Below are 15,558 nucleotides of genomic sequence, written 5' to 3' on the forward strand. Positions count from 1 at the left end.
ATTTCTCATCAAGACAACTTTAACTCACCAGCAACTGCTCTATCGCCTTCTCCACCGCGTTAAAAGGAAACCCTTTGATCACGCTGTCCATCTGTGCTGCAATCTCCGCTGTGCACAGGTTGCCGATGCTACCGGCATGGGTATGTTTCACTTCTTTGGAAGGTGCAAAAGTTCCATGCTCGATGTCCATGCCGACTTGCTTGTACGCTTCGCGGAACGGTGTGCCTTGCAGCACCAGGTTGTTCACCACTTCCACGCTGAAGAGGTACTGGTATTTTTCATCATCGAGGATGTTCTCTTTGATGCGGATATTTTCCAGCATGAGGCGGCTCATATCGATGCAGTCGCGCAGCGTCTGGAAAGCGGGGAACAGGTTCTCCTTCAGCAGCTGCAGATCTCGGTGGTAGCCGGAAGGCAGGTTAGTGATCATCATGGCGATTTCATTGGGCAACGCCTGCAACTTATTACCATGAGAGCGGATCAGTTCCCATACATCGGGGTTCTTTTTGTGCGGCATGATACTGGAACCGGTGGTCAGTTCATCCGGGAAACTGATAAAGCCGAAATTCTGGTTCATGAACAAACACGCGTCCATGGCCATTTTAGCGATGGTGGCGGCGATGCCGGCCAGCGCAAAGGCGACTATCTTTTCCGTTTTACCGCGGCCCATCTGGGCGTATACCACGTTGTAATTAAGCGCATCAAATCCAAGCAAACGGGTGGTCATCTCACGGTCAAGGGGGAACGAAGAACCGTAACCGGCAGCAGAGCCGAGCGGGTTTTTGTTCACCACTTTGTAAGCGCCCTGCAGCATGGTGAGGTCATCGACCAGACTTTCTGCATACGCGCCAAACCACAGCCCGAAAGAGGAAGGCATGGCGATTTGCAGGTGGGTATATCCGGGGATGAGATGATCTTTATATGCTTCACTTTTCTGTTGCAGCAGGTCAAACAGGGCTTTTACGGAAGACACCATCGTCTGCAACTCGTGACGGAGAAACAGCTTCAGGTCCACCAGCACCTGGTCGTTACGGGAACGGCCGCTGTGTATCTTTTTACCGACTTCGCCCAAACGACGTGTCAGCAATAATTCTACCTGTGAATGAATATCTTCCACCCCATCTTCCAGCACAAAGTTGCCATCCTGGATATCCTGGTATATCTTTTTCAGCTCCTGCTTCAGGACGGTCAGCTCATCAGCTTCCAGCAGCCCGATGCTTTGCAGCATGGTGATGTGCGCCATAGAGCCCAGCACATCGAACGGCGCCAGGAAAGCATCCATTTCACGGTCTTTGCCGACAGTGAATTTCTCTACGGCATCCAGCGATGCCTTGTCTTTTTGCCACAGTTTCATAAAAAATATTTTATCAACAAATTACTGGATCATTTCAAGGGTACGGATATAACTATCGATACCTGCCCTGATTTCTTCCAGGTAGATGAATTCATCTGCTGTATGGGAACGGGCGGAATCACCAGGCCCCATCTTCACGGAGGTTGCCGGTATCAGCGCCTGGTCCGACGTGGTGGGTGAACCATACCATGTTTTGCCCAGCGTAATGCCTGCCTGCACAAAAGGATGTTCCATCGGGATAAAAGAAGGTCGCATCCGCATGGAACGGGGCTTCACTTCACATTGCACATTCGCACGGATGATATCGAGCAGCTCCTCCAGCGTGTACTGGTCGGTAGCGCGTACGTCTACGACAAAACTGCAATCGGCCGGCACTACGTTGTGCGCTTTGTTGGAAGTATTGATAACGGTGACGCTCATCTTCACCGGACCTAACGTCTCTGATACTTTCGGGTAACGGAAATCGCGGAACCACGTAATATCGGGCAATGCCTTGTACAACGCGTTTTCGCCCTCTTCACGGGCAGCATGGCCCGCCTTGCCGTAAACGGTGCAATCCAGCACCATCAGCCCCTTTTCAGCGATGGCCAGCTGTGTCAGCGTAGGCTCTCCCACTACTGCAAAATCGATAGCAGGCAGTTTGTCGAGGATGCTTTCGATACCGTTAGCACCACTAATTTCTTCTTCTGCGGTTGCCGCCAGCACAAAGTTATATTCCAGGTCTGTGCGGTGATAGAAATGCAGGAAAGTGGCGATCAGGCTGACGAGGCAGCCGCCGGCATCATTGCTGCCCAGGCCAAACAGTTTGCCGTCTTCCACATCCGGACTGAAAGGGTCGCGGGTATACTGCGGGTTAGGCTTCACGGTGTCGTGGTGGGAATTCAGCAGGATATTACGTTTGGACGGATCAAAATGTTTATTGACAGCCCACACGTTGTTAAGGTGCCGTTCGTGTGGTATGTCCATGGCGGTCAGGAAGTCACTGATCACCTGGGCGGTACCGTCTTCCTCCCGGCTTAAAGAAGGCGTGGCTATGAGCTGTTTTAACAGCGCCACAGCCACGTCATATAATTTTTCGTTCCACATAGACTAGCATATTAAAGTGCCCGCCACTGTATCAGTGGTGTTGCTCAGCACATCGTCGGCGTGTCCTATCAGCACTTCCTTCACACCGTTATCGATGGCGGAGAAGGCGTTCTGTAACTTAGGCAGGATGCCGTCCGTCAATACTTTTTCGTCGAGCAGCTGCTGGTAGATTTCTTTGTTGATCAGGTTGATGACTGCGTTGTCGTCCTGCGGGTCACGCAACACGCCTTTTTTCTCGAAGCAGTAAATCAGCCTTACCTGGTAACTGGCTGACAAGGCAATGGCCAGCGAAGCGGCGATCGTGTCTGCATTGGTGTTCAGCATCTGACCGTTACCATCATAGGTAAGCGGTGCAAACACCGGCGTAAGGCCGGCTTCCAGCAACGCCTTGAGCGCAGTGGCCTGTACCATCTCCGGTTTTACGTCGCCTACAAAACCGTAGTCGATTTCTTTCACCGGTCTTTTGGTGGCAGGAATGATATTGGCATCTGCGCCGGTAAGCCCGATGGCGTTACATTGCGCGGCCTGCAGTTTGGCGACCAGTTGTTTGTTCACCAGCCCGCCATATACCATGGTCACTACATCGATGGTGGCTGCATCGGTGATGCGGCGGCCATCTACATATTTGGATTCGATGCCCAGCTGGTCACCGATACGGGTAGCGATTTTACCACCACCATGTATCAGTATTTTTTTACCGGGTATCGTTGCAAACTTTTCTAAGAAAGCCTGCAACAATACCGGGTTATCGATGACGTTTCCGCCTACTTTGATAATAAACAGATCAATCATGATTATCCTTTCAATATTTCGCTTAATACCGCCTGTGCAGCCCATACACGGTTGCCCGCTTCAGGGATCACAATGGATTGAGGCCCGTCCAGTACTTCGTCTGCGATCACCACATTTCTTCTCACCGGCAGACAGTGCATTACCTTGGCGGTATTGGTATGTTTGAGTTTATCATTGGTCACCATCCAGCTGGGGTCTGTGCAGGTGATCTTACCGTAATCCCTATACGAAGACCAGTTTTTCACATACACAAAGTCAGCGCCTTCCAGTGCCTTGTCCTGGTTGTGTTCTATGCGGGCGTTGCCGGAGAATTTCTCGTCCAGTTCATAGCCTTCCGGATGCGCGATCACAAAATCCACTTCTCCCCAGGCATTCATCCATTGTGCGAAAGAGTTCGGAACAGCCTGTGGCAGCGACTTTACATGTGGCGCCCAGGTCATCACCACTTTCGGTTTGCGGGGCTGCTGCCAGTTTTCCTTGATGGTGATCACATCGGTCAGGCTCTGCAAAGGGTGCAGGGTAGCGCTTTCCAGGCTCACCACCGGTACACCGGCGTATTTAATGAACTGGTTGATATATTTTTCGGTATAATCTTCCTCTTTGTTTTTCAACCCCGGAAAGGTGCGGATAGCCAGTATGTCGAAGTATTGCCCCATCACAGCGGCAGCTTCTTTTACGTGTTCGGTGGTATTACCATTCATCACTACACCATCATTCATCTCCAGTGCCCAGCCCTCTTTGTCGATATTGAACACCACTGCTTCCATGCCCAGGTTTTTAGCAGCTACCTGTGTACTTAAGCGTGTTCGCAAACTGGGATTCAGGAAAATCATTCCCAACGTTTTGTTTTTTCCCAATTCCTTATCGATAAAAGGATCTTTCTTGTAGTTCATGGCAATGTCCACCAACCGCGGGACACTGGGCACATCTGCTGTTGAAATAAACTGCTTCATTATTGCTATTTGACTTCTTTTCTAAACGCTTCCAAAAACTGATCTGCATGGGCTTTGGTCAATGCCAGGGAAGGCAGCAGCCGTATTACGTTCGGCTTGGCTTCTCCGGTAAAGATCTTATGAACGCCGAGCAGGTTCTTTCTAACATGGGCCAGCTCTTCCGGCATCTCGATACCGATCATCAGACCACGACCCCTTACTTCTTTTACCTGGGAGAACTTCCGCAGTTCTTCCATCAGGTACGCACCTACGCTGGCGGCGTTATCGATCAGCTTTTCGCTTTCGATCACTTCCAGTACGGCGAGGGCTGCTGCGCAGGCCAGGTGGTTACCACCAAACGTGGTGCCCAGCATACCATGCACTGCTTTGAATTTCGGGGAGATGATAATGCCACCTATCGGGAAACCGTTACCCATGCCTTTTGCCATGGAGTAGATATCGGCGTCCACACCGGCAAAATCGTGGGAGAAAAATTTACCGCTTCTGCCGTAACCACATTGCACGGAGTCAGCGATAAACACGGCGTTGTGCGCGTCGCACAGGCTTCTGATCTTCCGCAGGAAAGATTCGCTGGCCACGTTGATACCGCCCACGCCCTGAATACCTTCAATGATAACAGAAGACACTTCATGTTGTTTGAAAGCGGCTTCCAGCGCAGCTTCATCTTCCCATGGCAAAAACACGATGTTGTCGGTTTCATTCACAGGCGCTACTATCTTCGGATTATCAGTGGCTGCTACAGCGAGGGAAGTCCTTCCATGGAAAGATTTGCGGAATGCGATCACTTTCTTCTTACCATTGTAGAAAGATGCCAGTTTCAGGGCGTTTTCATTGGCTTCGGCGCCGGAGTTGCAAAGGAACAGCTGATAGTCTGCTTTGCCGGAAACCTTGCCCAACAAAGCGGCCAGTTCTTCCTGCAGCGGCATCTTCACAGAATTGGAATAGAAGCCTACTTTATGCAGCTGGTCTGTCAGTCTTTTTACATAGTGCGGATTCGTATGGCCGATAGAAATAACGGCATGACCACCGTACAGGTCCAGGTATTCGGTGCCTTTATCGTCCCATACGTTGGAACCGGCAGCTTTATCTATAACGATGTCGTTTACTGGATAAACGTCGAAAAGTTTCATGATGTCAGGTAAAATTGAAAATGATAAAAACGGTTAGAACACGATGGACTTCAGTTTCAGTCCGGCCGTTTCATCCAGCCCGCACATAAGGTTCATGTTCTGTACAGCCTGACCGGAAGCACCTTTTACCAGGTTATCTTCAATAGAGTGGATCACGAGTTTGTCGCCCACTTTCTCGAGTTGCAGCAATACCTTGTTGGTATTCACCACCTGCTTCAGGTCTATCTGTTTTTCGCTCACATGCGTAAAAGGATGACCGGCATAGTAGTTTTTGTACAGCTGCACTGCTTCTTCCAGTGTCAGGTCGCATTGCAGGTAAGAGGTCACCCAGATGCCTCTGGGGAAATCACCGCGTACCGGTACAAAATTGACCGCTTCTCCGAAGCCGGGCTGCAACTGCACCAGGCTTCGTCGTATTTCTTTCAGGTGCTGATGGTTCAGCACTTTGTAAGTGGAGATATTGTTAGCCCTCCAGGTGAAGTGGGAAGTGGCCTGCAGGCTCTGACCGGCGCCGGTGGAGCCGGTGATGCCGGTGGTATGTACTTCTTTCAGCAGACCGGCTTTGGCCAGCGGCAGGATGCCCAGCTGGATAGCCGTAGCAAAACAACCGGGATTGGCCACGTTACTAGCTTGTTTGATCAGCTCACGCTGCAGTTCCGGCAGCCCGTACACAAATTCCCTTCCCTTAACGCTTTCGCCTAAACGAAAGTCCTGGCTCAGGTCTATTATTTTTATGTGAGGAGCGATATCGGTCGCTTCCAGGAATTTTTTGGATTCACCATGCCCAAGGCACAGGAACATCACGTCAATATCGTTGCTCAGCTCGGCGGTGAAAGACCGTTCTGTTTCGCCCAGCAGGTCGGCATGTACTGCGTACAACGGATTACCTGCATTACTACGGCTATGCACAAACGAAATGGATACGTCCGGATGGTTCAGCAACAACCGGATCATTTCTCCGCCTGTATAGCCTGCCCCACCAACAATGCCTACTCTTACCCTTTTATCATTCGCCATTTTTCGATGCTGATTTTAGAGAGAATTTTTAACCTGATGCCAGATCATTGTCTGATTACCAAAGATTTTGCTGAAGCCTCTTACGTCTTCGCCGGACCAGCCGCTGTTCATTTCGCCGTACTTGCCGAATTTGCTGTTCATCAGGTCGTAAGGCGACTGGATACCGGTTACCTGGAGGCGGTAAGGCATCAGGGTAACGAACACTTCACCGGAAACATTTTCCTGTGTGTGTTGCAGGAACGCTTCGATGTCGCGCATGACCGGGTCCATGATCTGTCCTTCATGCATCCAGTTGCCGTAAAACTGTGCCAGCTGGTCTTTCCAGGTCAGTTGCCATTTGGTGAGCACATGTTTTTCCAGGGCGTGGTGTGCTTTGATGATCACCATGGGCGCAGCGGCTTCAAAGCCTACACGGCCTTTGATACCAATGATGGTATCGCCTACGTGGATGTCACGGCCGATGGCAAACGGTCCTGCGATCGTTTGCAGATATTGGATAGCTTCAGACGGGTGACCGAATTGCTGGTCGTTCACACCAACCAGTTCACCTTTTTCGAAAGTCAGTTTTACTTGTTCCTCGCCTTGTTTGGTCAGCTGGGTAGGCCATGCTGCTTCCGGCAACATACCGTTGGAAGTCAGTGTTTCCTTACCTCCTACGGAAGTGCCCCACATACCTTTATTGATGGAGTACATGGCCTTCTCGAAGTTCACGTTCATGCCTTTGGACTGCAGGTAGGAAATTTCTTCTTCACGGCTCAGCTTCATATCACGGATGGGCGTGATGATCTCCACTCCAGGGATCATGATATGGAACACCATGTCAAAACGCACCTGGTCGTTACCAGCGCCGGTGCTGCCATGTGCTACTGCGTCAGCACCTACTTCCTTCACATATTCCGCGATGGCCAGTGCCTGGCTCATACGCTCTGCGCTCACGCTCAGCGGGTAGGTGTTATTTTTCAGTACGTTACCGAAAATCAAATATTTAATAACGCCGTCGTAGTAGGAACGGACCGCGTTAACAGTCTTGTGACTTTTAACGCCCAGGTTATAAGCGCGTTTCTCAATTTCCTGCAGCTCTTCTTCGGAAAAACCACCGGTGTTGACGATTACGGAATGCACCTCATATCCTTTTTCTTCGGTCAGATATTTAACGCAATAGGAAGTATCAAGTCCTCCGCTAAATCCCAGTACTACTTTTTTCATTTTTACGACATCATTTATATATTCAGAACAATTATTTCAGACAGTGTGTGGCAGACTTCAGAACAGGAAGAATTTTTTCCTGGTGCCGGTAGCGCCGCCTTCTTTTTTGCTGTTAAGCAAAACAAATCTTTTAAATCTTAACCAGCGTTCGTAGAGCTTTATGTTTCCTTTAAATCTCCGGCGTCTTTTCTCGTGATGGATCTGGCCGGCAGCGGTCACAGACAGCTGGTTGACAGGCTGCGCGGTGGTCGCTGCAGCTTCCTGTTTGGCTTTGGCGTCGGCTATGGCCCGCTCTTCCGCTTCTTTCAGCTTCTCTGCCGGATCATACAGCATCGCTGTGCACAGGCAGTTCTTCCGCTGTTTGCTGGTGAGGATATCAAAGTTCACACAGCTGCGGCAACCTTTCCAGAATTCTTCATCGTCGGTCAGCTCGGAATAGGTAACAGGCTCGTAACCCAGTTCAGAGTTGATCTTCATCACGGCAAGACCGGTAGTAAGGCCAAAGATTTTGGACTCAGGATATTTTTCTCTCGACAGTTCAAAAATTCTCTTTTTGATAGACTTAGCCACGCCATGCCCACGGAAGGCAGGATTCACGATCAGCCCCGAGTTGGCGACAAATTTTCCATGGCCCCAGGCCTCTATATAACAAAAGCCCACCCAGTCGCCCGTTTCGGTTAACGCAATAACAGCTTTGCCCTCCTGCATTTTAAGCTCCACGTAAGCCGGTGAACGTTTGGCAATACCGGTCCCACGCGCTTTTGCAGACGCTTCCATCTCATCGGTGATGGTTTTTGAATAGTGTATATCGTCAGGTGTGGCTACCCTAACGATGATATGCTGATTTTCCAACTTTTAAAATTGAAATCGTGAATCAATAAACAGATTGAAGTATTCCATTACGGAACATTCACCGGACATGGGGATATCCGGTGCGATAGCGGTTGTATGACAAGCGCTATCAAATCCTGGGTCGTCGGGAAAGAAATCTAAAGACATTGAACCCAACAGAATATACCCCTTTATTTAAAGCGGGATGATATGCAGAGATGTTGGTATGAGTTGCGGTTTTTTCCAACTTCAGTTCAGCGTTAAATTGTTATAAATATTGTCTTTAGTTTAGATTAACCGCAAAGTTATAATAATATCTTTTTAATCAATCGAATTTTTTTTGGGGAATGCCGATTTTTTTCAAACCGTTAACAAAAAGGCGGCCGTACCCAACTCGTCAGGGTCCAGCCGCCTTATACTTTAGTTTTTTATATACTATTTGGTAATTATTCCCAATTCGGCCACACTGGCCTGATTGTCTTTTTCTGTAGCGGGCGTGAGCGCCACCAACCGGATAAATCTGGCTTTCACCGGGGCAAAGGTAACGGTCTGCTGCACCGGGTTGTTTTTGATATTGGCGAAACTGCCGGTGGCTGCCGGTTGTCCCCAGCTTTTACCATCAGTGCTGGTGTAGAAAGCGTAACCGTAGATCACGCCACCAACATGCTCATTGGTGGTAGGCGTATAGGTGAACCCTTTCAGTGTCAGCGTTTCACCAAGGTCAACGTCCAGCTGATGCGGATACTGTGTCGATTTTTTGTCAGATGCCCACACGGTGGCCGGATTCCCGTCGATAGCCCTGGCTGCTTCCGCAACGGCAGGAGCCACTACCTGCCATTTGGCGGGCGCTACGTCGAAACGGGCTTTCACTTCCGGACTGGCCGCATTCGTTTTACGCAGGAAAGCGCGGGCTTTCACCTCGCCGCCCTGTGGCAGGTTGATAACGGTCTGCGGTGTGTACAACGGAGACTGGAGCGTAGGCGCGGTGCCATCTGTCGTGTAATGTATTTCCGGATCGGCAGAGGCGGCGGTGATGGTCACCCTGCCATCTTTGTCGCGATGGATCTCCGGTGTGGCCAGCATACCGGGTGCTTCATACAGCTGTACTTCGCTGATCACCGGCGCCGCCTTGGCGTCTAATATATTAATATATACCTCGGTAGTGGTATAGTCCGGCAGGCGCAGAATGCGCTTGTGCCCGATAGTGGTTTCCCGGGCGATCTCCTTCTTCACGCCCTTGTCCAGAATTTCTACGCTGAAAGCGCTTACCCGCTGTCCCAGCGCGATGTACTCCTGTAACACCACCCGGTTGAAAGTCACCGGCTTTTTAAATGCCAGTTTCACCGTCGTTTTGGTGACGTTGTCCGGCGTAGCCCAGTAGGTAGCATTGGTACCATCCGTGAGATGGGACACTTTCACTTCAGGATTATTTTTACGTGTATCCGTTGCCGTTACTACCGCATTTTTTGCGAGATTAGTTTTGAAGGAAGCGTCCAGCACGCGGCGCAGCTCCATCAAACGGGTGGAATCATTCGGATGGATCACCCCTTCCCGGTCAATCGGCACATTCAGGATCAGGTTGCCGTTACGACCTACGGAACCATAGTAGATATCCAGCAGGGTATTGACAGGTTTCACCTTGTCATCGGTGTCCGGGCTGTAGAACCATCCCGGGCGGATAGACACGTCGCATTCTGCGGGTATCCATTTTTCACCGTCTTCATTGCCTTCGTTGAGCGATTTGGTGGGAGGGCCGCCCGCGCCGGGCGTAAATCCTTTCACATTCAGCGTGCTCCAGTTAGTAGTGCCGGCAATGCCGTTTTCATTGCCCACCCAGCGGCAGCCGGGGCCTACGTCGCTGAAAATAACGGCGTTAGGCTGATGTTTATAGACTACTTTATGGAACAGGTCCCAGTCATAAGGCTGTTTGATGTTACCTCCGTTGGCGCCATCGAACCACTGCTCAAATACAGGGCCGTAGCCGGAAAGCACTTCTTCCAAAGTATTGGCAAATACCTGGTTGTAAGTGGCGGTACCATACTCGGGATGGTTCCGGTCCCACGGCGACAGGTACACGCCGAACTTCAGGCCGTACTCCTTACAGGCGGCAGACAGTTCCGCGAGCACATCGCCTTTCCCGTTTTTCCATGCGCTCTCACGAACAGTATGGGTACTGTATTTGGAGGGCCACAAACAAAAACCGTCATGATGTTTGGCGGTGATCACAATGCCTTTCATGCCGGCCTGTTTGGCGGTACGTGCCCATTGACGGGCATCGAGGCGGGTAGGATTAAACACCTTCGGGTCTTCATCACCATGTCCCCACTCCTTGTTGGTAAAGGTGTTGGGCCCGAAGTGGATGAACATGTAATATTCCATGTCATTCCAGGCCACCTGCGCTTTGGACGGCAGCGCGCCATAAGGCTGGATTTTCTGTGCCGAGGCCATGCCACAGGCCAATAAGCCGGCGAATAATAAACTGGTCTTTTTCATTTCACTGGATAAATTACGGATTACAGGTCAGCTCCAAAATCTTTCCCTGTTTCATGCTGAGCGAAGATAATCTCCATCCTTTATCAGAGTTGATCGGGTATTCTCTATTCATAATTGAATATTAACCAACAATCGGTTGCGTTTTCGCCGTTTATCACAAAAATGTAATAAAAAAGATATCCGGGTTGGTTTACACGGGGCAAATTTTATAAATTTATTCCCTTCACAACGTATCATTATACGATATTAAAAACTGAACAATGAATAAACAACCACTGCATCGCAGAAGTTTTCTCAAAAACACGGCGGCCGCAGGTATAGGCCTCTCTATGCTCGGCTCCTCTGCTAAACTGTTTGCCAATGAAAAGAAACCCAAGGTAAGAATTGGTCTGATCGGCGTAGGCGCCCGCGGCCTGAGTCACCTCAGCCTCTGCCTGCACCGTGAAGACGTTGACGTGGTAGCTTTTGCAGACCCCGACACGGCCTACACCGTTCCCAAAGCAAGAGACATGATCACCAAGGTATACGGCGGCAAAAGAAAAGTGGCTGAATACACCAACGGTCCGGAAGATTATCATAACCTGCTGAAAAGAGATGACATCGATGCGGTGATCATCGCCACCCCCTGGGAATGGCACTCCATCATGGCCATTGCAGCGATGAAAGCCGGCAAAACCCCGGCGGTGGAAGTATGCGGCGCCTCCGACATCCAGGAATGCTGGGAACTGGTAAACACCAGCGAAGCTACCGGCGTTCAGGTTTTCGGTATGGAAAACGTGTGCTACCGCAGAGACGTGATGGCAGTACTGAACATGGCGCGCCAGGGCCTGTTCGGCGAAATCACTCACCTGCAGGGCGGCTACCAGCACGACCTTCGCGCAGTGAAATTCAACAACGGTAAACAATACTATGGCGGTGGCGTGGAATTCGGCGAAAACGCGCTGTCTGAAGCCAAATGGAGGACCAACCACTCCGTTCACCGTAACGCTGACCTTTACCCTTCCCATGGTCTTGGCCCTATCGGTAACGTGATCAACATGAACCGCGGCAACCGCCTCATGACCATCACTTCCGTGGCCACCAAATCCCGCGGTCTCCACAAATACATCGTGGACAACAGCAGCGAAAGCCATCCGAACGCAAAAGTGAAATTCAAACTCGGCGATATCGTTTCTTCCCTGATGACCACCAGCAATGGTGAAACCATCATGCTGTCCCACGATACCAACTCCCCCCGCCCTTACTCCCTCAACTTCCGCGTTCAGGGTACTAACGGCCTGTGGATGGATGATCAGGACTCCATATATATCGAAAAGAAAAGCCCGTTCGACCAGTGGGAAAAAACCGGCAAACCGGAAGATGCTGACAGCTACTTCGGCAAGTACGACCACCCGCTGTGGAAACGTTACGCCAACGACGCTAAAGGCGCAGGCCACGGTGGTATGGACTGGTACGTGCTCAACTCCTTCGTGGAGAGCATCAAACGCGGCGCTCCTTACCAGCTCGATGTATACGATATGGCTACCTGGTACGCTATCACTCCGCTCAGCGAACAATCTATTCTCGAAGGCGGCAGCGTGCAGTACATCCCTGACTTCACCCGCGGTCGCTGGATGAACAGGAAACCGATCTTTGCACTGGACGATCAGTACTAGTGATCAGCATAAAAGAAAATCGCCCGCCGGCAATTGCCGACGGGCGATTTTCTTTTAATACAATAATACAATATGAACAATAACCTTAGGTTATCCATCTTTATACGCGCGCATCAGGCGCGGCTGCGGCAACTTTCTGCACCGTAGTGCCGTTTTCTATCGTCGTCACATAAATCTCCGGCACTTTGCCAAATTGTTGCTGGTAGCGTGTTGTCACAAAATCACGGAAAGCATCTACCTTATCCTGTTTTACCAGGTTGATGGTGCAACCGCCGAAACCACCGCCCATTACGCGGGCGCCGGCCACCTCCGGTCTCTCTTTGGCAAGGGACACCAGGAAATCCAGTTCCGGGCAGCTTACTTCGTAGAGCGCGCTCAGTCCTTCGTGGGTAGCATACATCAGTTGACCGAAAGCCTGCAGGTCTCCTTTTTTCAACAGTGTTGTGGCGTCCTGCACACGCTGAATTTCTTCAATCACATATTTACAGCGGTCATATACTTTGGCGGGCAACTGTACTTTTACAGCTTCCAGCATGGGCATGGTAGCATCGCGGAGCGATTTCACTTCCGGATGCTGTGCCTGGATGGTGGCTACGCCTTCCTCACATTGCTGGCGGCGAACATTGTATTCTGATGAAGCGAGGGAATGATGCACCATGGAATTACACAGCACAATGCGGTATTCCGGGAAGTCGAAAGGAAAATATTCGTATTCCAGGCTGCGGCAGTCCAGTCGTACTACCTGGTCCTTTTTACCATGCAGATTGGCAAACTGGTCCATGATACCGCATTTCACGCCGGGGAACGAGTGTTCTGCCCGCTGGCCCAGCAAAGCCATGTCCATGCGGCTCATGCCGTATTGGAAAATTTCGTCCAGCGCCGCTACGAGTCCGCCTTCCACAGCTGCGGAAGAAGACATGCCTGCACCTACCGGGATATCGCCTGCGATCACACAGTCAAACCCTTCCACCGGATAGTTGCCCTGTTGCAGCTGGTATACCACGCCCATCAGGTAGTTGATCCATCCGGGAGTAGGCACTACATTGTCGAGGCTGAAAGACACCGTTTCATGCGTGAACACCGCGTGTACGTTACATTGACGGGTACCGTTCAACGCTACCGCATAAACGATTTTTTTATCAATAGCGGCAGGCAATACAAAACCGTCATTATAGTCAGTATGTTCACCGATGAGGTTAATTCTTCCCGGGGAAACTACGATCAGAGGCTCTTTTCCAAATAGCTGGATGAATTTCTCCCTTGTTTGTTGTATCATCAGAAATTTATTAAACGTAAATTTTACACCTAAAAATATAAAAAAAAGCAGAAAAGAGAAGAATGTTGTACAGAAGATGAAATTTTTTTCAACACTGCCTGAACAAACCATAGTACGGGCTTCGGCCCTGGTGCTGCGAAAAACGAGATCGGCCTGCACATGATAAATCATTACCATATGCAGGCCGATGTTGTGTATCATTTACTATCCCTGGAATAAACCCCGGGTATCTTTTTTATATCGCCTTGACGCCGGACTTGTTTTTACCGATCTTATCTCCTACCAGTGAATAGAACAGGATATAGAGATAGCAGGGCACCATGCAATACAGGAATGCATGTCTGAAATCAATGCTGCTGCTGTACAGGAAGCTGAACATGCTGTGCTGATCGAACATGCCGCTGTATATCTGCGGTATTACACCACCACCGGCGATACCCATTACAAGGAGGGCGGAACCGATTTTGGTGAAGCGGCCCAGGCCGTCGATGGCCATTGGGAAGATGGCGGGCCACATCAGTGCGTTGGCCAGGCCCAGCAATGCAATGAAGGTCACTGCGGAGAAGCCGGTGTTCAGGAACGCGCCAATGGTAAAAAGCACGCCCAGTACTGCTGAGATCTGCAGGCCTTTTTTCCCGGTGAGGTATTTCGGAATGGTGGCAATACCAATTACATATCCTGCCAGCATGGCCACCAGGGTGAAGGTAGTGAAGTAGCGGGTGTCTGCGATGCTCATGCCCAGTGCTTTACCATACTGACCAATTACGTCGCCGGCCATTACTTCCACACCTACGTAAACGAAGATACAGATCACGCCCAGTACCAGTTGCGGGAACTGGAACACGTTGGTTTTGCCGTTAGTGGCGGCAGCAGTGCCGGCATCTTCCGCGTCAGTGTCTATTTCCGGCAGGGAGGAGCGTTTCAGCAGGAAAGCGAGGATGGTCAGTACAATGGCGATGGCCACATATGGACCGATCACGCGGGAAGCAAGGCTGTCGAGCAGCGCTGATTTCTGTGCAGGATCTACTGCGGCAGCGATGTCTGCCTCCAGTTTCTCTGCGCCTTTCAGGATGATGGAGCCCAGGATGAGCGGCGCCAGTGCGCCGGCAGTTTTGTTACAGATGCCCAAAATGGAAATGCGTTTGGCCGCGCTTTCCTTGGGGCCGATGATACTGGCGTACGGGTTGGAGGCTGTTTGCAGCAGCGCCAGTCCCGCGCCCTGTATAAACAGGCCGGTGAGGAACATGCCAAAGCTGCGGGCGTTAGCCGCAGGAATGAATACCAGGGAACCGATCGCAATGATCAGCAGCCCTAACGCCATACCGTTTTTAAACCCTGTCTTGTTCAGGATAAAAGAAGAAGGAATCGATAAAAAGAAGTAAGCCATGAAAAAGGCCATCGTCACCAGCAGCGCCTGCGACACGTTCAGTTCACACACAATCTGGAAAAACTGGATCAGCGTTCCATTAAGCCAGGTAACAAAGCCAAATACGAAAAACAAAATACAGATGATCGCCATCGCCTGGCCGTACCCCGCCTGTTTGGGTATATTCATTGTTGCTGTTTGGTTGGACATAGCTGTCTGTTTGATTTTAGATAAACGCGAACATAGTGAAACTCCGTTATATTTTATGCTATAATTCATAAATATATTAGCTAAAACGTTTTACTATCGAAAAAAAATGCAACGGTTTATTGGGTTTTTTAGAAATTCCTTAAAAAAATATTATACATTTATCCGGCAAAATTTCACTGTAACTTAACA

12 protein-coding genes are annotated in these 15,558 nt (G+C 50.3%); 1 reads left to right on the forward strand and 11 read right to left on the reverse strand.

Annotation, left to right across the window (positions count from 1 at the left end):
- Positions 1-19: 19 nt before the first annotated feature.
- The 9 genes from argH to HGH92_RS05240 form a co-directional block, all read right to left on the reverse strand.
- Positions 20-1,354 carry an argininosuccinate lyase gene (gene argH, locus HGH92_RS05200; RefSeq protein ID WP_168869688.1) on the reverse strand — a complete coding sequence of 445 codons (1,335 nt, stop codon included), beginning with the start codon at positions 1,352-1,354 and terminating at the stop codon, positions 20-22.
- Positions 1,355-1,375: 21 nt separating this feature from the next.
- Positions 1,376-2,440: a M20 family metallo-hydrolase gene (locus HGH92_RS05205; RefSeq protein ID WP_168869689.1), complete on the reverse strand. Its 1,065-nt coding sequence runs from the start codon at positions 2,438-2,440 to the stop codon at positions 1,376-1,378.
- Positions 2,441-2,443: 3 nt separating this feature from the next.
- On the reverse strand, positions 2,444-3,232 hold the full coding sequence (gene argB / locus HGH92_RS05210; RefSeq protein WP_168869690.1) for an acetylglutamate kinase: 789 nt from the start codon (positions 3,230-3,232) through the stop codon (positions 2,444-2,446).
- A 2-nt stretch (positions 3,233-3,234) separates the two neighbouring features.
- The gene (locus HGH92_RS05215) at positions 3,235-4,185 is read right to left on the reverse strand and encodes an N-acetylornithine carbamoyltransferase (RefSeq protein WP_168869691.1); all 951 of its coding nucleotides are present in this window, start codon (positions 4,183-4,185) and stop codon (positions 3,235-3,237) included.
- Positions 4,186-4,190: 5 nt separating this feature from the next.
- A complete protein-coding gene (locus HGH92_RS05220; protein WP_168869692.1) occupies positions 4,191-5,315 on the reverse strand; it encodes an aspartate aminotransferase family protein in 1,125 nt (374 codons plus the stop codon).
- A gap of 33 nt (positions 5,316-5,348) precedes the next feature.
- A complete protein-coding gene (gene argC, locus HGH92_RS05225) occupies positions 5,349-6,332 on the reverse strand; it encodes an N-acetyl-gamma-glutamyl-phosphate reductase (protein WP_168869693.1) in 984 nt (327 codons plus the stop codon).
- A 15-nt stretch (positions 6,333-6,347) separates the two neighbouring features.
- Positions 6,348-7,538, reverse strand: coding sequence for an argininosuccinate synthase (gene argG, locus HGH92_RS05230; RefSeq protein WP_168869694.1), 1,191 nt, complete (start codon positions 7,536-7,538; stop codon positions 6,348-6,350).
- 57 nt (positions 7,539-7,595) lie between these two features.
- Entirely contained in the window at positions 7,596-8,390 is a 795-nt protein-coding gene (locus HGH92_RS05235) for a GNAT family N-acetyltransferase (protein ID WP_247654829.1), read from the reverse strand.
- A gap of 414 nt (positions 8,391-8,804) precedes the next feature.
- A complete protein-coding gene (locus tag HGH92_RS05240) occupies positions 8,805-10,862 on the reverse strand; it encodes an alpha-L-fucosidase (RefSeq protein WP_168869695.1) in 2,058 nt (685 codons plus the stop codon).
- Between the two features lie 260 nt (positions 10,863-11,122).
- Here HGH92_RS05240 and HGH92_RS05245 point away from each other — a divergent pair, with 260 nt between their 5' ends.
- Positions 11,123-12,517 (forward strand): Gfo/Idh/MocA family protein, encoded by a 1,395-nt coding sequence (locus HGH92_RS05245; protein WP_168869696.1) that lies wholly within the window; start codon positions 11,123-11,125, stop codon positions 12,515-12,517.
- 100 nt (positions 12,518-12,617) lie between these two features.
- On the opposite strand, the gene galK is transcribed toward HGH92_RS05245, so the two are convergent.
- Together galK and HGH92_RS05255 are read right to left on the reverse strand one after the other, a co-directional pair.
- The gene (gene galK, locus HGH92_RS05250; protein WP_168869697.1) at positions 12,618-13,793 is read right to left on the reverse strand and encodes a galactokinase; all 1,176 of its coding nucleotides are present in this window, start codon (positions 13,791-13,793) and stop codon (positions 12,618-12,620) included.
- Positions 13,794-14,028: 235 nt separating this feature from the next.
- Positions 14,029-15,369, reverse strand: a complete 1,341-nt coding sequence (locus HGH92_RS05255; RefSeq protein WP_168869698.1) for a sugar MFS transporter — start codon at positions 15,367-15,369, stop codon at positions 14,029-14,031.
- Positions 15,370-15,558 lie beyond the last annotated feature (189 nt).

The sequence above is a fragment of the Chitinophaga varians genome, assembly GCF_012641275.1.
Classification (GTDB): Bacteria; Bacteroidota; Bacteroidia; order Chitinophagales; family Chitinophagaceae; genus Chitinophaga; species Chitinophaga varians_A.